Here is a 20128-nt window from a genome sequence, read left to right on the forward strand (position 1 = left end):
TGCACTATTTATCGTTTTTACCTATTTCTCGATTCATGAGAGATAAAAATATATTCTCAGAATTCTTAGAGAAATGTTTTTTTGCAATTTTTGCTAATAATAAAGTTAATATATTCGTTCTATTAGTTAAAACAATTTTGGTTAATTCTGAACGACCGCATTCAATTGCCGTTTTATTAGCATTGTTTTTTTGATTAAGTAATGTATCTACTGAAATTCCGCGTAATTGGCCTTCAAAAATTATCTGCGGAATTATGGTAGTATTATCAACCATTGCAGCTCTGTGGAGAACGGTATTGCCATTGTTATCTTGTGTATTTAAATTGGCGCCAGCTTCAAGAAGCAATTTAATATTTTGATCAGGATTAGTATTTAAACTTTGTACAAACGTATGCAATGGTGTTTTGCCCTCGTTATTTTGTATATTTGGGTCGGCATTATATTTTAATAATATTTTTGTATGGAGCGAATCATTGAATGTAACTGTTCTATGAAGTAATGTATCGCCAGTTGAATCTTGTTCATTAATATCTGATGCCAGAATGATTTCCATAGCTACCTTATCTTCATTGTAAGGCCAAATTCCTTCATAGCTATGTATTGAGCTGGTAATCAATCCAATTAGCACAATAAATATAAACATTGTCTTTTTCATATTATTTTCCTTTAAAAAATCAAATTGTTAATTTTAGGAGTTCTATTTATCCTGTATTAGTATAGCTTCCCCTGGGTTAAATTACAAATGGGAAGCTTTTTTTGTGTGACTGGAAATAAGATTTTCAGATTCAAAGGGGCTTGCTATTATTTAATTGCTTTGATAAAAACAGATTGGTTTTTTCTGACAACTGACCAGGCAAGGTGAATTTGATGTCCTTTTTGCAGAAATTAATATTGCATATTTCTACTAATTTTTCCTTCTATACTTCATTGCAAAATATAGAAGGAAAAATTTCTTTAATTTTATTTTTTGCCAGTTATTTCTCTAGTGCTAAGAATATCAAAAAGAGTTTTATTTTTTTTGAGGAGTTCTTTTGCTATTTTGCTTATGGTCTTATTTAAATAATCCCGATTCATTAAAAATCCTCGTATTTCTTGCGAGCTAGCAACTTGAGCTGGCGTTTTGCCTTCTTGATTTTTTATATTAAGATATGCATCCACTGGTGTTCCATATGTTAATGCTTCAAATAATATGCGAAAAATTGTTCTTGGCGTTTTATTATGTATTGCTGCGATATGAAGTGGAGTATTACCTGCATTATTTTGAATCAACGGATTTGCTTTATAAAAAAAAAGCATATCAATTAAGCTGTTTAGATAAGGGATATTAAACATTAAAGCTATATGTAATGGTGTATTTCCATTATTATCTATGATGTTTGGATTAGCATTTGATTCCAGTAATAATTTTGCATTGTTTAAATTTGCTTCTTGTAGGGTTGTTGGTCCTAAAAAAATTTGAAGATTAGTGCTACCTTTTGTAAATGCGTGGAGAGGAGTTTCTCCATTATTATTTTGTATATTTGGATCAGCATTCTTATTTAGTAATAATACTGTTGGCTCTAGATTACTTAATTTGACTGCGCGATGCAGCAATGTATCACCATTTTGATCTTTTTCATTGGGATTGATCGTATTATTAATTGCCAAAGTTAACTCATTTGCATCGCTTGGCCAAATTCCTTCATAGCCCTGTATTGGTATTATATTTATAAATAAGATGGCTAATACTATTATTTTTTTCATAAGTTTTTACCTTTCATTCATCTAAATTATTAAGCGAATTTAAATATTTTAATAATCCTTTATTAATTATATCATTTTTATTAAAAAAATTCAAGCTGAAATTTATATAGTTAAGATTGAGATTGATCTAAACAGAAAGCTTTTTTTAACTAAATCGGCTTAATATTCTCTATGAATAAGGGCAGATTGGCCTTTTTTGACGATAGCCCAGGCATGGTGGATTTGATGTTCTTTTTTTTCTGCAGAAAATAAGAATCGCTTAATTTCTTCCAAAAAGCGCTCGGTAGGGGTAAATGGTACTCGCTCTGAAATAAGCCAGTGCATAATCGCCCGTAATTGCATAAATGGATGCAATTTATACAAACTATCAATATCTATAATCCAAGTATTTTCTTTTAAATGAGCGATTGTTTTAAAGCTTTGCTGGGTCAGATCAACTAAAAACGATTCAGTTTGTTGTAAATTATGCATGGTGCGTAAAAAATTTGCATCAAAACGTTCATCACAGGTACGAAGTGCGGGAAGTACTGAAAGACGAATACGATTACGTAAAAATGAAGGGGATTCATTGCTCGGGTCAATAAGATAAGAAATTGTATGGATATTAAGATAATTTATGATATCGGTTTTATTTGTTTGCAAAAGAGGTCTGACATATACGCCATCACGAGGTTTCATTCCAGTTAAACCTGATAATGTAGCGCCGCGAATGAGGCGAATAAAAAAAGTTTCTTCCTGATCTTGTGCATGATGGCCAAGTGCAATGAGGTCAGCATTATATTCTTCTTGCACTTTTTGCAAAAAATAGCGTCGCATACGTCTGCCAATTTCTTCTTTAGAACCTTTTTTTTGCAACGAATCTGGCAAATTAGATGCTTTTTCATGAATAAAAGGAATATTGAGAGCTTCTGTTTTTTCTTTACAAAAGGTAACATCTTGAGCAGAATCAGTGCGCCATTCATGATCTAAATGTGCGGCAATTAATTTAATACGCCCAATTTTATGAAATTCATAGAGGATATGTAATAAAAATACTGAATCAGGACCGCCAGAAAGCCCTAAAATAACTGTATTATTTGGCGGTAATAAGTGATAACGGTCGATAAAATCATGAATATCTTGAATAAATGGGTCGTTATTCATGCTTGTTCATACTCAGGTTTCAAAGCAATATAAATATCAGCTTGAGCAGTATCAAGTGAAATTTTTTTATACACTTCAAAATCATAAGTATACGCACGTTTTAATGGTAATTCCCATATTTGCTGCCAAGTATTAAGAATGAGATCGGGTAATTGACCTTCAATAGAAAATACCCCATAGGTTTGCGCTGGAATATTGATTGCGACCATATCATAGGGAACATTCACCGTATGAACAACTTCAGTTCCCAATATTAGAGTATATTGATTATTAGCATTGTAATTACTATATACAGCCATTGGATAAGCAGGTTCTAGTTTATTGGGAATTTTTTCCATAATTTTTTCTTTACGGAATTTTTCCCAAAATTCTCCAATTTGATAAGAAGCTTGATCAGGTTCAGTTACATCAAGAGAAATACCAATAACATTAGTTGGATTTCTTTTTTTTACTACATAATTCATACTACTTCCTTTTTTTTTTAGACATCGAGATTTTTAACGAATTGACCGTTTTCTTCAATATAGCGTCTGCGACCTTCAACATCATCACCCATTAAAGTACTAAACCATGAATCAGCTTCTAAAGCATCTTCAATAGCAACTTTCAAAAGATTTCTTCGTGAAGCATCCATTGAAGTTTCCCAAAGTTGTTCAGGATTCATTTCACCAAGACCTTTATAGCGTTGTATGTTCATGTATGGCTTACTAATCTCACTAATTGCTTGTATAAGCTGTAAAGTTCCGGTATTAATAATTTTTCTTTCTTTGCCACTAACTTGTAAAGTCCATTCTTGATCTTGAATTACTTCAAGTGGTTGAAGCAAACGCAATAAAACTAAAAGGTCTGGCGAAGAGAAAAACTCAAGGCTTACATTCCATTCGCGAGTTAATCGTTTAAAGACAACATACGGCGGTTGTTCAGTCAGGATTTCTTCATCATCGACTAGTTGTTTCTCTGCCGTATCAATGCGGACCGTGTACTGTTTAAAGTAGTTTTGTAATGATTCAAGCAGTGCGGCAACACCATCTTTTGATTGCCATGGGTTATTGCGTGCAAAAATAACGAGCTGATATAAGTTATCTGATGCAACTTTATATGCGCGCGCAATTTCCTTTAATCTATTTTCGAAGATTTTTAAATCTTTTAATATTTTTTGCCAAATATTTTCTTCTTGTTCTTTTTGTTCAATAAATAATATTGTTTGTTCTTGTGCCCAATCATAAAGAAAATCGATAAATGCTTTTTCATCTTTTAAATATTGTTCTTTTTTGCCAATTTTTGCTTTAAAAAGTGGTGGTTGCGCAATATAAAGGTACCCTTTTTCAATTAACGGTTTCATATAACGAAAGAAAAACGTTAATAATAAAGTACGAATATGTGAACCATCCACATCGGCATCAGTCATAAGAATAATTTTATGATAACGAGCTTTGCTTACATCAAACTCATCACCAATACCACTACCAATAGCTGAAATAAGAGCTCTAATTTCATCGTTGGAAAGCATTTTGTCAAGACGAGATTTTTCCACGTTTAAAATTTTACCTTTGAGGGGCAAAATTGCTTGCGTAAAACGATCACGTGCTTGTTTGGCGGAACCTCCTGCAGAATCACCCTCAACGATAAACAATTCAGTTTTTTCTGGGTTTTCATCTGAACAATCGGCTAATTTACCAGGTAATACTAATCCTTCAAGAGCAGTTTTTCTACGCGTTAAATCTCGTGCTTTTCTTGCAGCATCAGCTGCACGTTTAGCAAGTTCAGCTTTATGTAGAATTGCTTTAGCAATCGCAGGATTTTCTTCAAAGTAAGTATCAAGCGCAGCAAATGTCCATGAATCTACGATACCTTTTACGTCGCTATTACCAAGCTTAGTTTTGGTTTGACCTTCAAATTGTGGCTCTGGAACCTTCATGTTTATAACGCATACAAGGCCTTCGCGTACATTTTCGCTGGAATAACTTTCTCCGGCTTTGAGAATATTAAATTGTGTGCCACGTTTGTTACAAATTTTGGTTAATGCTGTTTTAAAACCGGAAACATGTGTGCCGCCTTCAGCAGTATTAATATTATTTACAAAAGAAAATAGTTGTTCGCCAAAACCATCATTATATTGTAATGCTACTTCTAAAATATAAGCATCATTTTCTTGCTGGAAATAGATAACATTAGGAAATAATGGTTTCTTTTTTGCATTAATGTGTTCTATAAGTGAAACAATACCGCCTTCAAAATAAAACTCATGCTTTTTGCTATTTATTTCATCAATTATAGTAATAGTTAATTGTTTGTTTAAAAATGCAAGTTCACGAAGACGAGCAGATAATGTTTCAAAATTAAATGCAATGGTCTCTGTAAAAATTTCTGGATCGGGATAAAATTTTATAAATGTACCACGCTTATCAGTTTTACCAATAACTTCTAGAGGTCCGAGTGATTTTCCGCGCTCAAAAGATTGTGCATAAATTTTACCATCACGATAAATTTCTAAATCTAAGCGGCGAGAAAGTGCGTTTACAACAGAAATACCTACACCGTGTAAACCACCAGAATATTTATAAGATTCTTTGTCGAATTTTCCACCGGCATGAAGTTTGGTTAAAACAACTTCTGCAGCAGAAATACCTTCTGTTGGATGTATTTCAGTAGGAATACCGCGACCATTATCTTCAACTGAGCAAGAGCCATCAGTATGTAAAATAACTTTAATTTTTGAGCAATGTCCTGCAAGAGCTTCATCTACGGAGTTGTCGACAACTTCATAGACTAAATGATGTAAACCATTTGGCCCAACTGAGCCGATATACATTGCTGGACGTTTTCTAACCGCTTCAAGTCCTTCAAGAACTTGGATAGATCGTGCACCATATTTATTTGAGTTGCTGTTGTTATTATTATCGTTGGAATTATTTGCCATTTTAATCTTGTCTCCTGGAAGGGCAGAATTATTTTCGTATAGATTATTATTGATTCAAGAACTATACTATTCTTACTTGTAGTATAAACAAAAATGATAAATTTGCCAAGACTAATTAATAGTTGCAAATATTCAAACAAGTCTTTGGTAGATGATTTTAGTAAAAATAGTAAGGTAAAAACGTGAAATTACGTCTTATCGCATTAGTAGGCTTTATTTTCTTGGTATTTGGTTTTGTTATTGCAATCCGACTGAGGTCTGGTAGCACTAAAAAATGTTCAAGCAAAATCAATGTTTTATGTACTACAAGTATGATTACTGATGTGGTTAAAGCTATTGGCGGTGAGTGGATATGTGTAAAAGGACTCATGGGACCAGGTGTTGATCCTCATTTATATCGTGCGCGAGAGAGTGATGTCCGAGCTCTTACGCATGCAGATATTATTTTTTACAATGGATTGCATTTAGAAGGGAAAATGACAGATATTTTTAGCAAAATGCGTTCAAAAGTAAAAACAGTTGCAGTAACTGATATTATTAAACAAGATCAATTAATTAATTCCCAATTTGATGGTATATATGATCCACATATTTGGCATGATGTACAATTATGGATAGCGGTCAGTGAATATATAAAAGATGTATTAAGTCTGGTTGATCCCATGCATAAAAATTATTATAAAAAACGTGCTCTATCATATATAAAGCAATTGCATGATTTAAATTCTTATGTAGAAGAACAAGTTAAAAAAATACCACAAAAACAACGTATAATGGTGACAGCACATGATGCTTTTAGCTATTTTGGACGCACTTATGATGTTACTGTAATTGGATTGCAAGGCATAAATACTGATTCTGAAGTGAGCACAAAAGATATCCAAAATTTAGTTGAATATATAGTCGATCATAAAATACCGGCAATATTTGTAGAATCATCAATACCTCAACGCAATATTCAGGCAGTTCAAAAAGCAGTTAGAGCACGTGGTTGGCAAGTAGAAATAGGCCCCGAGCTTTTTTCGGATGCTCTTGGTGATTATAGTTCTGCTGCAGGTACTTACATCGGAATGATAAGACACAATATTGATGCCCTTGTATCCGTTTTAGCAAAATAAAAGCAATAGGTCTTTTTCATGATTCAAGCAATATCTTTGCAACAATATGCAATTATAGTAGAACATTTAACTGTAGCTTATAGCGCGCAGCCAGTATTATGGGATATATCGGTTGCAATAAAAAAAGGAACATTACTTGGTATTATTGGTCCTAATGGCGCAGGTAAAACTACCTTTATTAAAGCGATTCTTGGGCTTGTTAAATCGATTAGTGGGAAAATAAAAATTGATGTTTCAGAATCACCTCGACATGCATTAGCGTATGTTCCTCAGCGGACATTGGTTGACTGGGATTTCCCTATTAATGTTTTTGATGTAGTTCTTATGGGGAGATATGCGCATATTGGATGGATTAAAAGACCGAGTCAAAATGATCGAGCAATTGCTTGGCATGCGCTGGAGCGCGTTGGATTAATTGATTATGCATATCGGCCAATTGGACAGTTGTCGGGCGGCCAACAACAACGGGTATTTTTAGCGCGTGCACTAACTCAAGAAGCTTCAATTTATCTTCTTGATGAACCATTTAATGGAGTAGATATTGCTACTGAAAAAATGATTGTTTCTTTATTAAAGGGATTATGTGCTCAAGGCAAAACAGTAATTGTAGTGCATCATGATTTGCAAACTTTAGCAGAATATTTTGATTGGTTATTGCTTTTAAATACTACTTGTGTAGCTTACGGCCCGCTTGCAGAAGTATTAAAACCGGAATATATGTGTTCTGTTTATGGAGATCGTAATTTATTTAGTACGTTGCAGGTACATAAGGAAACTAATGAGCAATTTGATATTTGATTATACTTTAATAACCGTATTAATGGGTACCGGATTAGTTGGTATTACTGCTGGTGTGTTGGGATGTTTTGCTTTTTTACGTAAACAAAGTTTATTAGCTGATGCAATTTCTCATGCTGCTTTACCCGGGATAGCATTAAGTTTTTTATGTACTCAAAGTAAAAATCCTGTAGTTCTTTTAGCAGGTGGCGCTATAACGGGCGGGATCGGTACGCTTTTAGTGCTTTTTATTACAAATCGAACATCATTAAAAAAGGATACTGCATTAGGATTGGTATTATCAGTTTTTTTTGGATTAGGGCTAGTATTACTAACGCTTATTCAAAAATATTCATTTGCCAATCAAGCTATTTTAAATAAATTTTTGTTTGGCAACGCTTCTACTTTACTGCGAGAAGAAATTGTAGTTATGGCTTTTATTGCTGCCATGCTTATGAGTGCAGTCATTTTTTTTTGGAAAGAATTTTCTATGCTTGCTTTTGATCAAGAATATACTCGTGCCCTTGGATATCCAGTATGGCTCATAGATTTAATACTTACCATTTTATTGGTATGTAGCATTGTAATAGGGTTACAAACAGTAGGTGTTATTTTGATGAGTACATTATTTGTAGCGCCAGCAGCTGCTGCGCGCCAATGGACAACAGTTTTACGGACAATGGTTGTACTTGCTGCATTATTTGGAGCCTTTTCAGGAATGATGGGTGCTTTATTAAGTAGTATTATTGAGCATACGCCAACTGGTCCGGCCATTGTAGTGGTTATAAGCAGTATAGTGCTTGTTTCAATTATATGTGCGCCTCATCGAGGATTATTGTGGCAGGTTCCTTATATTCGTCGTTACATATTATTGCAAAAAAATTTATAAAGTATGGATATAATACAAATTCAAATCATTATTATTGCTTGCCTGGTTTCTATTGTTTCAGTGATTCCTGGAATATTTTTGATATTGCGTGGTGTGGCGCTTATGAGTGATGCTATTAGTCATGCAATTTTATTGGGTATTGTAGTTATGTTCTTAATAGTGCAAAAATTAGAATCACCATTATTAATCATTGGCGCCTGTGGTGCCGGTGTATTAACGGTAGCTTGTATAGAAATGTTAATTAGCATTCGTTGTCTTAAAAAAGATGCTGCAATTGGCATTGTTTTCCCTCTTTTTTTTTCAGTAGGGGTAATTTTAGTAAGTAGGTATGCGCGCAATGTTCATCTGGATACTGACATGATTCTATTAGGAGAAATAGCTTTTGCACCATTTAATAAATTAGTAATTAATGATATTGATTTGGGACCATATGCGATATGGCTTTTGGGAATAATTTTATTAATAAATCTAAGTTTTCTTATTTGTTTTTACAAAGAATTATCGATAACTACTTTTGATCCTGATTTTGCATATGTTTTAGGATTTTCTCCTACATTGGTTTATTATTTATTAATGACTATGACGAGTATAACAACGGTAGGAGCTTTTGATGTGGTTGGCTCGATTGTGGTGGTGGCATTAATGATTACACCGGCAGCAACTGCTTATTTATTAACTAATTGTTTATCGCATATGATTTACCTCAGTATAATTTTTGCAATAATGAGTGCGATAATTGGTTATGGCTTTGCTTACTTGATTGATGTTTCCATTGCTGGTGCGATTGCGACAATTACCGGAATTATTTTTTTAATTGCCTTATTGTTTGCACCGGAAAAGGGAGTAATATCTTCTTTGCTAAATCATCGTAAAAAACGTTTTATGATAGCTAAAGATTTAATTGGTATATATTTATTAAAAAACAAAAAAACATCTATGCAGCAATTATGTGAAATTTATAATTGGTCAATTGAATTTGTAAAAAAATTATTAGATGAAATGAAGCATATGCATTTAATAAAACAGAAAAATAATTTTTTATATTTGACTGATAGAGGAATTGATTATAGTCGTGCAATATTATTAACATTAAAAAGAAGAAATTGAAAATAGTATGCTCGAAACAAAAGATTATTATTTTATGAACCAAGCGCTTATTCAAGCGCAAAAAGCATTTAAAGAAGATGAGGTGCCTGTCGGCGCAATAGTCGTTGATATTGAAGGAAAAATTATTGGTCGTGGTTACAATCAAGTAGAAAAAAAACATCAACAACTTGCACATGCCGAGGTCAATGCAATTGCACAAGCTTGCAAAAAAAGAGGCGATTGGCGTTTAGATGGTTGTTGGCTTTATGTTACGCTGGAGCCATGTATGATGTGTATGGGGCTTATTCGATTAAGCAGGCTGCAAGGAGTAGTTTTTGGAACAAAGTCGAAGCTTTTTGGATACCAGCTTGACAAGGAAGGGCAGATTTCGCTATACAATAAAGACATTGAAATCAAAGAAGGAATATTAGCGCAAGAAGCGGCTGATATTTTAAAACAATTTTTTAAACAAAAAAGGAAAATAGAGTGACTGAAGTAAAAAAAAATGGTGATCATAATAAGCAGATTGAATCGATAAAAAGAAAATTGCTGGAACGAAAAAGTGAGCTGGAACAGCAATTAGCAGATCTCTACCAAAAACAGGAGCAACCTGATACGGTACAAGATCCTGGCGATCAAGCGCAATCCTTATCTTTAGAGACACTTAAAATTTCTTTACAGGATACTGAACTTGATGAATATAATCGAATCAGACAAGCATTAAAAATGATAGAGCAAGGTACTTATGGTATCTGTATAGATTGTGATCAGCCAATTTCTGAAAAACGATTAAAATTATATCCTAATGCGACTCGATGCCTTGTTTGTCAGGAAATTTTAGAAGAAAGACGGCACGAAGTTTTATAAAAGCTTATTTTCATAGAATCAAAAAAACAGTATAATAAGTGCTACGAGCCGATGTAGCTCAGCTGGTAGAGCAATTGATTCGTAATCAATAGGCCGTCGGTTCAAATCCGATCATCGGCTCCATAAGATTATTTGGCTCTTTTAAGTAATTATGCTATACTGAGTGAAATTAGAACGCATACATGATATTTTTTAGTTATTTAAGGCAGGTTGGATACATGAAAACTGAAAAAACAGTAAAAAAGACAACAAAAGCAAAAAGTGAGAAGAGGCTTCCTTTGGCGCATAGCGTTGGCCGAAGAAAAACAGCAACTGCTCGTATTTGGTTACGTCAGGGATCTGGTAGCATTGTAGTAAATGGAAAAAAGTATACTGATTATTTTGATACCGAAGTAGCTCGCTTAGAAGCCGCTCGTGCATTCCAAGTGATACCTGCAGCAGCAAGCTATGATGTTGAAGTATTAGTACGAGGTGGTGGCCTTAAAGGGCAAGCTGGCGCAGTAAAGCTTGGTGTAGCTCGCGCATTGCTTTCAATTCATGAAGGAATGCGGCCTACTTTACGTGAGCATGATTTGCTTACGGTTGATTCTCGTCAAAAAGAACGAAAAAAATATGGACAACGTGGTGCGCGTCGTAAATTCCAATTTGTGAAGCGTTAATCCATCGAGTAGTTTTGTTTGAAACATTTATGTAAAAAGGATTGAAGTATCCCATGTGTGGAGTAGTTGGTTACATTGGGAAACAAAGTAGTAGAGCTATAGTTATTGAGGGCCTGCAGCGTTTGGAATATCGAGGATATGATTCTGCAGGTTTTGCTTGTTTAAATAATCAAAAAATTTCCTGTCTTAAAGCAACTGGTCAATTGGCTAATCTTATTCATAAGCTTGAAGAGGAATCAATAGATGGTCTGGTTGGCATAGGGCATACGCGTTGGGCTACGCATGGAGCTATATCTGATTCAAACGCTCACCCACAATTCGATTGTAAAAAAAATATTGCAGTAGTGCACAATGGCATTATTGAAAATTATAATCATATCAAACAAAAATTAATGGCTACAGGACACGAGTTTATTTCACAAACTGATACAGAAGTTATTGCGCATCTTTTTGAAGCTATTAATCAAGAAACCTTATTAGAAGATATACAAACTATTATTACGCAATTAAGTGGTGCATACGCTTGTATGGTAATAAATATTCAAATACCTGATACTATTATTGCCATTAGAAAGGGATCGCCCTTATGTATTGGGGTAGGTGAAAACGAGAAATTTATTGGATCTGACCCTTTTGCTTTTGCGCGATATACCAATAAAGTAATTTTTTTGCCAGATGAAAGTATTGCATTGATCGAAAAAGATGCCGTATCTATTTATCACTTTAATGGGCAAAAAATTACTATGCCAATAACACAGGTTGATATAGATTGGCGTGACAATGAAAAGAATGGGTACGATCATTATATGCTCAAAGAAATTCATGAGCAAAAATCGAGTATTCATGCGACCTTATCATATTGCCGTTCGCTTGGTGCAGAAAAAATATGGGATCAGTTACAAATATCGCGTGATAAAATAAAAAATTTACGTTCTTTATGTTTGATTGGTTGTGGTACTTCTTGGCATGCGGGCCGAATAGCGCAATTTTTTTTCGAACAAATATGTCAAATTCCTACACGTGTTTTACTTGCCTCTGAGTGCCGTTATATACCATTTTTTCCGGAAGAAAATAGTGTCTATATTGGTATATCCCAATCGGGAGAGACCGCAGATACATTAGAATGTTTGCGATTAATAAATAGCTTTGATTTAATAACTTTAAGTGTAACGAATGTTTCTTCAAGTACGATGGCTCGTGAAACGAATGGTTTTTTACTCACAAAAGCGGGACAAGAAATTGCGGTAGCATCAACAAAAGCATTTAGTACTCAATTAGTTGTTTTGTATTGGTTAGCCCATTATATTGCACTAGAAAAAAATTTAATAACATCAGATCAAGTAAATAAAGCATATGATGATCTATTAATAACGGCAGAAATATTAGAAAGCACGATTGAGAAATATAAATATATTATCGAAAATAAACTTGCTCCTTATTATGCGCAATTCAAGCGATTTATCTTTCTTGGTCGCCATATTAGTTATCCTTTTGCTATGGAAGCAGCATTAAAGTTAAAAGAAATATCATATATTTTTTCACAATGTTATCCGGCGGGAGAGCTAAAGCATGGGCCAATTGCTTTACTTGATAAAGAAACGCCTGTTGTGCTTTTTTCTAATTTAGAAGATCATATTTATCAAAAAGTTTTATCGAATGCACAAGAAGTAAAAGCACGTGATGCGCATATCATTGCATTTGTATTTGAAGGGCAAGAAGAATTGCAAAATTTAGCTGATTTTTCATTTGTAATACCACGTGTTAATCCATTATTGGCTCCATTAGCTATGACTGGTTTAATGCAATTTTGGGTATATCAAATTGCAAAAGAACTTGGATGTCCTATTGATAAGCCAAGAAATTTAGCAAAATCAGTTACGGTTGAGTAGTAAAATTTATTAAAAAAGAGTAATAATTGAAGAAAAAGATTCTTTTTTTAAATGGATCTTTACGCGATTATCGAGAACTTGCAAAAAAATTTATTCAAGATAACTATACCATTATTTTTGAGCAAACAAGCAATAAGCTTTTTGAACATTTATGCAATCAACATTCTTTACAAGAAGTTGATTCATTAATACATAGATTCATAAAAGATTTTAGTGATTTATGCATACAAGAAAATATTGCTGGCATTGTGAGCAAAGCGGATTATCCTACCAATATTTTGAAAGTTGCATTAACTGAAGCGTTGCAATTACCAGGGCCCTCATTGCAAACGGTACTTTCATTGGAACATAAATTTTCTGCCAGGTTGATTCAAAAAGAACATGTACCAGAAGCGGTGCCCTTTTTTATGTTAATTAATCCTGATGTATTTGATTTAAATACAAATTCGATAGAATTTCCATGCATGGTAAAACCAGTAAAATCTTCTTTTAGTCGGAATGTACATATTGTTTCCAATGTAGATGAGCTTGCCTATTCTTTAAAAAATGCGCGCTTTCCTATTTCATTTCTTCATCCGTTTAATTTTTTTTTAAGTAAATATCTTACTTTATCAGAGTATGATGGATCTCATCTTATTGCTGAATCGTTATTAACTGGTTACCAAATAACGGTTGAAGGATTTGTGTATAAGGGCAAAATCACTATTTTGGGAATTGTTGATTCAATAATGTATCCTGGTACTATTTCATTTGAACGATTTGAATATCCATCTTCACTTGAACATCCAGTGCAAGACCGTATGTGTGCATTAGTAAGTAGATTAATGCAGCATATTGATTTTGATAATTCACTATTTAATGTTGAATGTGTGTATAATCCTTCTATGGATCAAATACATATTATTGAAATTAATCCTCGTATTAGTTCACAATTTGCCGATCTTTTTGAACGAGTAGATGGAATAAATACCTATCGTATTTTACTTGATTTAGCGGTAGGCAGAAAACCAGAAGTAAAAAGAAAAGAAGGCCAATTTAATATAGCAGCAAGCTGTGTGTTACGATTATTTGAAGATCAATTTGTAGAAAAAATTCCTTCAAAAAGTAATTTAAAATATTTAGTAGATTTATTTCCGGATATGCATGTTGAAATTTATGCCAAAGAAGGTAAAAAATTATCTGCGGTAGATGAATTACAAGATGGTAAAAGCTTTCGTTATGGCATTATAAATCTTGGTGCATTTGATCATGAAGATTTAATGATTAAATTTCATACTGCTGAAAAAATACTCGATTTTAAGTTTAAATCGATTTAGTTATTGCTGATTTTTTTTAGTTTGTTAAAAAAAATAATTGAAATATCAATCTACTTCTTGGTAATCGGTATATTCTTCTGGATTTTTCATCTGTTGTGTTGTCTCAAGTAAAGAATTCATTGCTAATTGACCTGAATTAAGTGTAAATGCTAATACGCGAATGAAACCATAAAATATAATTGCACATGTGATTATATCAATATAAGTGTTTGAGTATTGCCCTATTTTTAATAATTTTGATTCAGGAACATCTAAATATTTTAATAGTTGAGAACCATCATTTGTTAAAGCAGTATTTGGTATTAGATTGTATATGCTTTGATGAATTCCATGAAATAATATGCTTTTCATTATTGGATGATAATGCATATTAAATGGTTTCTTTTTAAATTTTGCAAAAGCTGTTTGCATATTTTTTTCTTTTTTATATTGTTTCCAAAAGTTAAGACCAAAAAAAGAAAATGTATTAAACGCTAATCCACTTAATGGTCCTGCAGCAAAACATGCAGCAAGTTTAATTTTGTCATAATAATTTTTAGTAATTAAAGACACAAAAGTTTGTCCAGCAAAAGGATTTGAAGGGTTGATTACGATTTTAGTTGCGCTTCCTGGAAAGAAAAAATTAAATGTACCGTAATGACCCAGTTCATGAGCAAAGGTTTCTGCTATAATTACTGGATAAGCACAAAGTAAATCAATAAAGTCATTGTTTAATTGTTTATTTGTCCGTTTTTGAATTTCTTTTTGAATGTCTTCTTGAGTAAGCATCTTACTTTTTCTAAAATCAAGATTAATCGAATTAAATAAACCATAACCTTCACCAGGTATTCTTTGTTCCGCATGTTTTTCAGCTTCTTTTATAAGATTGGAAGCAGAAAGTTTATTTTCTGATATTGAAAGTATAGTATTAGATATGGTTAATATTCCTACGAAAATTAATACATATTTTTTAGACATAATAACCGCCATTTATAATTTTCAATTAAAATTCTATCTGATAATAATATTAACGAAAAATAATGATTTAGTCAAAAGGGTTTACGGTAGTATTTAATAATAAATATCAAATTTAAAAAAAAGAATCATATAAGTGATATAAAATCTATATCAACACTGATGTGGGTTTTCAAATAGAAAATAATTTTTGTACTCAGCAAAGAATGGGTAATGTGTGATTCATTTCTTTGATTTTGCATGGAGAACTAAAAAAAGAGAGGAGGTTATTTTTGAGATATTTCTGCTATACTCAAACGTCTACACTCTTTTCTTTGTGGCGGATGTTGTGACACAAGGGCAAAAACAAACAAAAAAACGAGACCCGATGCCACTGAAGTTGCAATGCGATATCGAAATTTTTTACTCATATTACCTATTAATAAAATGAATATTTTTATCTTTTGATAATAGTGATAGTACTCCTAATAATGCATTTGTCAACATATCTCAAAGCCAAAAAATCCTCCATTTTTAAGCAATATTAAATAGTTATTTCTTCAATATAAACTCTATCTTTTGGCGTATAAAGCCTCTCTAGAAGTGTTATTGCTTCTTTTCTCGTTTTAACCTTCTCAGGAAAAGCTTTTTTTGCCATATCGAGCATTTCCAATAAACGTAAAGTACTCAAAATTAAATAATCGGTAGAAATGATATCTTGTTTTTTTTCATACCATGATTTTTCAGGGTCTTTTTTGACTTTTTGTTGATTTTTAGCCATAGGATTAGCATTTTCTTGGTCTAATTTGATGGCATTTTTAAGAGCGCTTTCCCGTCCAAAAGTGTTATTAAACCACATAGCTTCTTGAGAGGGCGGCATTTTTGCTGCAATAGCAAAATCAGGAATGATCCCTATGCCTTGAATTGATTGACCATTCGGAAGATAATACAACGCTATGCTAAGTTTCATGGCACAATCATTGCTCACTGGAATAATTTCTTGTACTGAGCCTTTGCCAAAAGTTATATCACCTACAATGAATACAAAAGGATGGCAGTTTCCTTTATTAGAATCCGCATGGATTTGCAAACAGCCCGCTAAAATTTCGGCAGCTGAGGCTGTATAGTTATTTACTAAAATAAAAATTGGTGTTGAGCGATTAGTCAAAACAGGTTCTTTGGAAGTGGCATAGCGATCTATTTCTTTATCATCGCGTCCTTTGGTAGTTACTACTAAGCTATCCTTATCTAAAAAAAGTCCTGCAATATCAACAACGGCATTTAATAAACCGCCAGAATTATTACGTAAATCAAGTATAAGCCCTTTAGACTGTTGATTTTGAATTTTTTTAAGTAATTCTTCAACTTGGCGAATGGAATTTTCGGTAAACATATTCAAGCAAAGGTAATAAGCATTATGATCTTTAAGATAATAACAGAGTGCATTGGGTTCTTTTACGATATCGCGTGTTATAGTAAAATCAAGATGACGAGTAGTATCGCTGCGCTGAATTTTTACATTAACAGTAGTATTGCATTTGCCTTTTAATTTACCAATTGCTTCCTCAAGTGTCATGCCTCTGACTGGTTGATTATCAATTTCAATAATTTTATCTTCTGCTTTGATATTAACTTTGTCTGCGGGCCCAGTAGGAATAGTATCAATGATACGTAAAAATTCATCATCGGTTTCCATGGTGTTATCCACTATTATCCCAATTCCACAAAGTTCTCCTTTAGTAGACTGAATAATATCTTCATACGATTTTTTATCTAGAAAAGCAGAATGCGGGTCAAGGCTTTTAGTAAAAGCTACAATGGCATTAACCATAGGTTTAGATGGATCTGTAAGCTGATAATGCTTTGTATGTACTAAATGAAATGCTTCAGCCATTGTTTTTGACCATTCATAAATTCCTTTATCAAAATTTATTGGTGATTGTGTTTGATCAGCCGTGGGTTGTTGAGGAAGAAAAAGAAGAAAGAAAATGCTTGCGATACCGATAACAGATAATAAATTTTTATTCATATTAAACTCCTTGTTTCATGCAATTTACCGTAGTCTAATATGAGTGAATATAAAAAAACAATAATGAGCGGGAAAATAGCTGGCAAAAGTATTTTGCTCCTGCCAGCTTATCGTATTTCTATGAATTGCGCGTTAAGAGTTTTTTATTAAAAAGATTTTTAATTGATTCACCGATTATTGAAGCACTTTTTTGCGTATAACCACCTGAGAGCGTCATGCAAAGTGGTATATTATTACTTTTTGCCTGCTTGAACACAAATTCATCGCGGTCAATAATTCCTTGTTTGCTTAATTTTAACATGCCTAAAGGATCTTCTTCAAAGCAATCCGTACCAGCATTGTAAAAGATTATATCTGGATTTTTTCCATGAATTTTTTTAAATTCTTCCAGTGCATTAGGCAATATTTTTTTCAAACTAGATAGATATTTCTTATTACAATCTGGACAAGATTTCTGAGATTCTTGATGCATGATCATTTTAAAATCATCGCGATCATAAGCATATTTAAGATGTTTTGAGCAATACAAATCATTTAAAGAAGGTTTTGCGCTAATTCGAGTGGGTAGTTTATATTCATAGGGATAATTAAATTCATTAAAAAAATCGATGAAATATATATTCTTATCTTTCTTTAATATCGATTCTACGCCATTACCTTGATGGGCATCTAAATCAATATAAAGCACTGTTAAATTTCCATTTTTTTCTCGAAGTTTTTTGATTGCTAATGGAATATCAGCATATACACAAAAGCCCCCACCTGATTTTGCTTTAGCATGGTGATAGCCACCACTAAGATTAATTGCCCATCCATGTTTTAAAGCCAACTGCGCTGCATCAATAGTTCCTTGCGTTGCCAACCGCATGGGGTAAAGTAATCTATTTTTGAGTAAAAAATTAGGCACATATTTTAATACAGAAATCTCAGTAATTTCAGCCAGAGTTAATGAAGAATTTAATGACTCTAAATATTCAGGAGTATGTACTTTTGCTAAATCCTCGTCAGATACAGGGATTTCTGGTTTATAAAATTGATTTTCAGTAAGCTTTAATTGTTTGCATAAATGCTTAAAAACTTTACCATATTTTTTGGATTCAAAAGGATGTATGTTCTCAAGGCCAAAAAAACCTATATTATAATCGGGATGATATACGATTGGTATTTTATTTTTTGGTTGATCTTTAGAATCATTTACTTTTTTAGAAAGCCAAGAGAAATTTATCATTTGCCAAAACCCAACAAAAGTATGTATTGCTTTTTGTTTAACGTATTGAAAGTGATTTGATGGTTCCGCTGATTGTGCTTGAAAACTACTAAAAATAATTAAAAAAATTAAAGATTTAAATGTATTTACTTTGCTCATTAGTACTTCCTCTATAAAATTATATCAAGATATATTCGATCTTAGCATAAATAAATATTATGCAAATCGGGTAAAGTATTTTTTCTAACTGGAATTTTATAATAGGTAATTAACAAATATCTTGAACTTTATTATATGGATATGTTATTGATTAACTGAAATTAAACATTTAATCGAAATAATAATATGAATGAAAAAAAAATAGAAATAGTGGTAGTAACTGGTTACTCGGGAGCTGGCAAAAGTACCGTGCTTCGTGTTTTGGAAGATGTTGGATTTTTTTGTGTTGATAATTTGCCTAGTGCTTTATTACGTTCTTTTTTTCAATTAATTGATAACACACAAATTGTGGCACATAGTTTTGGATTAGGCCTTGATATTCGCAGTGGTGATTCTATTGAAGAGTTAGTTGTAGCGTTAAAAGAGTATGCTGAGTTAACTCATTATTCAATAAAAATTATATTTTTAACGGCTAATAATCACGTTATATTAAAACGTTTTCAAGAAACGCGTCGCAATCATCCTTTGGGTTCAATAATGCAAATCGATGCGGCGATAGATTATGAAAAAGGAAAACTAGCGCCTTTGCTTGAAATAGCTGATAAAGCAATTGCCACTGATCAATTAACTAGTCAACAATTACGGCAATTGATACGTGCTTTATTTGTAGAATCTTCGCAGAGCAATTTAGTGGTGAACTTGATGTCTTTTGGTTTTAAATATGGAATGCCAAATGATTGTAATTTTGTGTATGATGTGCGTTCATTACCAAATCCTTATTTTATTCCTGCGCTGCGATCTTTTAATGGCACACAAGAACCCATTCAAGAATATTTATTTGCTCAGCAGGTGGTACAAGAATATTGGCAAAAATTAATTGAATTTTTTCGATATACTATAGAAAAATCTGATCATGAAGGAAGGTGTTTTATTACGATTGCCATTGGTTGTACCGGTGGGCGGCATAGATCAGTTGCCTTCATACATAAACTCAGTGCACAGGAAATAGATAAAGTAAAATTTATTGTAACTCATAGAGATATTGATCGAGACCATTATTAATTAGTATAAAGAATAATATGAAGTTAATAATGAGAAATATTTTTTTTAGTCTTGAGTTGATAACTATTTTATTTTTTTATTTTTTTGGTACACATGGATTACCGGTGCTTTTTCGTACAAAGCAAGAAAATAAACAAGTTGAGCAAGAAATTAGACAATTGCAAGAAGAAATTGTTAATTTAGAACAATTAATTTATGCATGGAAAAAATACCCATTTTATAAAGAAAAAATTGCGCGCGAACAATTACAAATGGCTTGTGCCGATGAAAATATTTATATAATATCGAAACATTAAGACAGACATTGATAAAAACTAAATATATTACTTGC

General features: G+C 32.6%; 19 protein-coding genes and 1 tRNA gene. 12 read left to right on the forward strand and 8 right to left on the reverse strand.

Annotated elements, in window-relative coordinates:
- Nucleotides 1–4: 4 nt before the first annotated feature.
- The 5 genes from WDZ41_03965 to gyrB all read right to left on the reverse strand — a co-directional run bounded on the left by WDZ41_03965 (nt 5) and on the right by gyrB (nt 5806).
- Nucleotides 5–655, reverse strand: coding sequence for an ankyrin repeat domain-containing protein (locus WDZ41_03965; GenBank protein MEX0940491.1), 651 nt, complete (start codon nt 653–655; stop codon nt 5–7).
- Nucleotides 656–960: 305 nt separating this feature from the next.
- Nucleotides 961–1743, reverse strand: a complete 783-nt coding sequence (locus WDZ41_03970; GenBank protein ID MEX0940492.1) for an ankyrin repeat domain-containing protein — start codon at nt 1741–1743, stop codon at nt 961–963.
- Between the two features lie 159 nt (nt 1744–1902).
- Nucleotides 1903–2886 (reverse strand): tRNA lysidine(34) synthetase TilS, encoded by a 984-nt coding sequence (tilS, locus tag WDZ41_03975; protein MEX0940493.1) that lies wholly within the window; start codon nt 2884–2886, stop codon nt 1903–1905.
- Nucleotides 2883–3350 carry a GyrI-like domain-containing protein gene (locus WDZ41_03980; protein MEX0940494.1) on the reverse strand — a complete coding sequence of 156 codons (468 nt, stop codon included), beginning with the start codon at nt 3348–3350 and terminating at the stop codon, nt 2883–2885. The genes tilS and WDZ41_03980 overlap by 4 nt, the downstream gene beginning before the upstream one ends.
- Before the next feature lie 17 nt (nt 3351–3367).
- The gene (gene gyrB, locus WDZ41_03985) at nt 3368–5806 is read right to left on the reverse strand and encodes a DNA topoisomerase (ATP-hydrolyzing) subunit B (protein MEX0940495.1); all 2439 of its coding nucleotides are present in this window, start codon (nt 5804–5806) and stop codon (nt 3368–3370) included.
- 182 nt (nt 5807–5988) lie between these two features.
- Between gyrB and WDZ41_03990 the strand changes: the two genes are divergently transcribed.
- From WDZ41_03990 to WDZ41_04035, 10 genes are all read left to right on the forward strand, one after another.
- Nucleotides 5989–6924, forward strand: coding sequence for a zinc ABC transporter substrate-binding protein (locus WDZ41_03990; protein MEX0940496.1), 936 nt, complete (start codon nt 5989–5991; stop codon nt 6922–6924).
- A gap of 18 nt (nt 6925–6942) precedes the next feature.
- Complete coding sequence (locus WDZ41_03995) at nt 6943–7722, forward strand: ABC transporter ATP-binding protein (protein ID MEX0940497.1); 780 nt, start codon at nt 6943–6945, stop codon at nt 7720–7722.
- A complete protein-coding gene (locus tag WDZ41_04000; GenBank protein ID MEX0940498.1) occupies nt 7703–8590 on the forward strand; it encodes an iron chelate uptake ABC transporter family permease subunit in 888 nt (295 codons plus the stop codon). Before WDZ41_03995 ends, WDZ41_04000 begins: the two co-directional genes overlap by 20 nt.
- 3 nt (nt 8591–8593) lie before the next feature.
- On the forward strand, nt 8594–9697 hold the full coding sequence (locus WDZ41_04005) for a metal ABC transporter permease (GenBank protein MEX0940499.1): 1104 nt from the start codon (nt 8594–8596) through the stop codon (nt 9695–9697).
- Between the two features lie 7 nt (nt 9698–9704).
- On the forward strand, nt 9705–10166 hold the full coding sequence (locus WDZ41_04010) for a nucleoside deaminase (GenBank protein ID MEX0940500.1): 462 nt from the start codon (nt 9705–9707) through the stop codon (nt 10164–10166).
- Nucleotides 10163–10543: a TraR/DksA C4-type zinc finger protein gene (locus tag WDZ41_04015; protein MEX0940501.1), complete on the forward strand. Its 381-nt coding sequence runs from the start codon at nt 10163–10165 to the stop codon at nt 10541–10543. The genes WDZ41_04010 and WDZ41_04015 overlap by 4 nt, the downstream gene beginning before the upstream one ends.
- Before the next feature lie 47 nt (nt 10544–10590).
- A tRNA-Thr gene (locus tag WDZ41_04020) sits at nt 10591–10666 on the forward strand.
- Nucleotides 10667–10761: 95 nt separating this feature from the next.
- Complete coding sequence (gene rpsI, locus WDZ41_04025) at nt 10762–11202, forward strand: 30S ribosomal protein S9 (GenBank protein ID MEX0940502.1); 441 nt, start codon at nt 10762–10764, stop codon at nt 11200–11202.
- A 53-nt stretch (nt 11203–11255) separates the two neighbouring features.
- Nucleotides 11256–13091, forward strand: a complete 1836-nt coding sequence (glmS, locus tag WDZ41_04030) for a glutamine--fructose-6-phosphate transaminase (isomerizing) (protein ID MEX0940503.1) — start codon at nt 11256–11258, stop codon at nt 13089–13091.
- Between the two features lie 26 nt (nt 13092–13117).
- Nucleotides 13118–14407 (forward strand): ATP-grasp domain-containing protein, encoded by a 1290-nt coding sequence (locus tag WDZ41_04035; GenBank protein MEX0940504.1) that lies wholly within the window; start codon nt 13118–13120, stop codon nt 14405–14407.
- A gap of 45 nt (nt 14408–14452) precedes the next feature.
- Here WDZ41_04035 and WDZ41_04040 read toward each other — a convergent pair whose 3' ends face one another.
- The 3 genes from WDZ41_04040 to WDZ41_04050 form a co-directional block, all read right to left on the reverse strand.
- Entirely contained in the window at nt 14453–15364 is a 912-nt protein-coding gene (locus WDZ41_04040; GenBank protein MEX0940505.1) for a hypothetical protein, read from the reverse strand.
- 520 nt (nt 15365–15884) lie between these two features.
- Nucleotides 15885–17369: a S41 family peptidase gene (locus WDZ41_04045; protein ID MEX0940506.1), complete on the reverse strand. Its 1485-nt coding sequence runs from the start codon at nt 17367–17369 to the stop codon at nt 15885–15887.
- A gap of 118 nt (nt 17370–17487) precedes the next feature.
- Nucleotides 17488–18735, reverse strand: coding sequence for a histone deacetylase (locus WDZ41_04050; GenBank protein MEX0940507.1), 1248 nt, complete (start codon nt 18733–18735; stop codon nt 17488–17490).
- A gap of 186 nt (nt 18736–18921) precedes the next feature.
- On the opposite strand from WDZ41_04050, the gene rapZ reads away from it, so the two are divergent.
- Nucleotides 18922–19797: an RNase adapter RapZ gene (gene rapZ / locus WDZ41_04055; GenBank protein MEX0940508.1), complete on the forward strand. Its 876-nt coding sequence runs from the start codon at nt 18922–18924 to the stop codon at nt 19795–19797.
- A 17-nt stretch (nt 19798–19814) separates the two neighbouring features.
- Entirely contained in the window at nt 19815–20093 is a 279-nt protein-coding gene (locus WDZ41_04060; protein ID MEX0940509.1) for a septum formation initiator family protein, read from the forward strand.
- Nucleotides 20094–20128: the final 35 nt, after the last annotated feature.

This window comes from Candidatus Babeliales bacterium (genome assembly GCA_040879965.1).
GTDB lineage: Bacteria > Babelota > Babeliae > Babelales > JACPOV01 > JBBDJI01.

What these genes read in the sequence shown, in the direction of transcription:
- WDZ41_03965 (MEX0940491.1), bottom strand. Translation starts at nt 655, where the DNA reads ATGAAAAAGACAATGTTTATATTTATTGTGCTAATTGGATTGATTACC.
- WDZ41_03970 (MEX0940492.1), bottom strand. Translation starts at nt 1,743, where the DNA reads ATGAAAAAAATAATAGTATTAGCCATCTTATTTATAAATATAATACCA.
- tilS (MEX0940493.1), bottom strand. Translation starts at nt 2,886, where the DNA reads ATGAATAACGACCCATTTATTCAAGATATTCATGATTTTATCGACCGT.
- WDZ41_03980 (MEX0940494.1), bottom strand. Translation starts at nt 3,350, where the DNA reads ATGAATTATGTAGTAAAAAAAAGAAATCCAACTAATGTTATTGGTATT.
- gyrB (MEX0940495.1), bottom strand. Translation starts at nt 5,806, where the DNA reads ATGGCAAATAATTCCAACGATAATAATAACAACAGCAACTCAAATAAA.
- WDZ41_03995 (MEX0940497.1), top strand. Translation starts at nt 6,943, where the DNA reads ATGATTCAAGCAATATCTTTGCAACAATATGCAATTATAGTAGAACAT.
- WDZ41_04000 (MEX0940498.1), top strand. Translation starts at nt 7,703, where the DNA reads ATGAGCAATTTGATATTTGATTATACTTTAATAACCGTATTAATGGGT.
- WDZ41_04005 (MEX0940499.1), top strand. Translation starts at nt 8,594, where the DNA reads ATGGATATAATACAAATTCAAATCATTATTATTGCTTGCCTGGTTTCT.
- WDZ41_04010 (MEX0940500.1), top strand. Translation starts at nt 9,705, where the DNA reads ATGCTCGAAACAAAAGATTATTATTTTATGAACCAAGCGCTTATTCAA.
- rpsI (MEX0940502.1), top strand. Translation starts at nt 10,762, where the DNA reads ATGAAAACTGAAAAAACAGTAAAAAAGACAACAAAAGCAAAAAGTGAG.
- glmS (MEX0940503.1), top strand. Translation starts at nt 11,256, where the DNA reads ATGTGTGGAGTAGTTGGTTACATTGGGAAACAAAGTAGTAGAGCTATA.
- WDZ41_04040 (MEX0940505.1), bottom strand. Translation starts at nt 15,364, where the DNA reads ATGTCTAAAAAATATGTATTAATTTTCGTAGGAATATTAACCATATCT.
- WDZ41_04045 (MEX0940506.1), bottom strand. Translation starts at nt 17,369, where the DNA reads ATGAATAAAAATTTATTATCTGTTATCGGTATCGCAAGCATTTTCTTT.
- WDZ41_04050 (MEX0940507.1), bottom strand. Translation starts at nt 18,735, where the DNA reads ATGAGCAAAGTAAATACATTTAAATCTTTAATTTTTTTAATTATTTTT.
- rapZ (MEX0940508.1), top strand. Translation starts at nt 18,922, where the DNA reads ATGAATGAAAAAAAAATAGAAATAGTGGTAGTAACTGGTTACTCGGGA.
- WDZ41_04060 (MEX0940509.1), top strand. Translation starts at nt 19,815, where the DNA reads ATGAAGTTAATAATGAGAAATATTTTTTTTAGTCTTGAGTTGATAACT.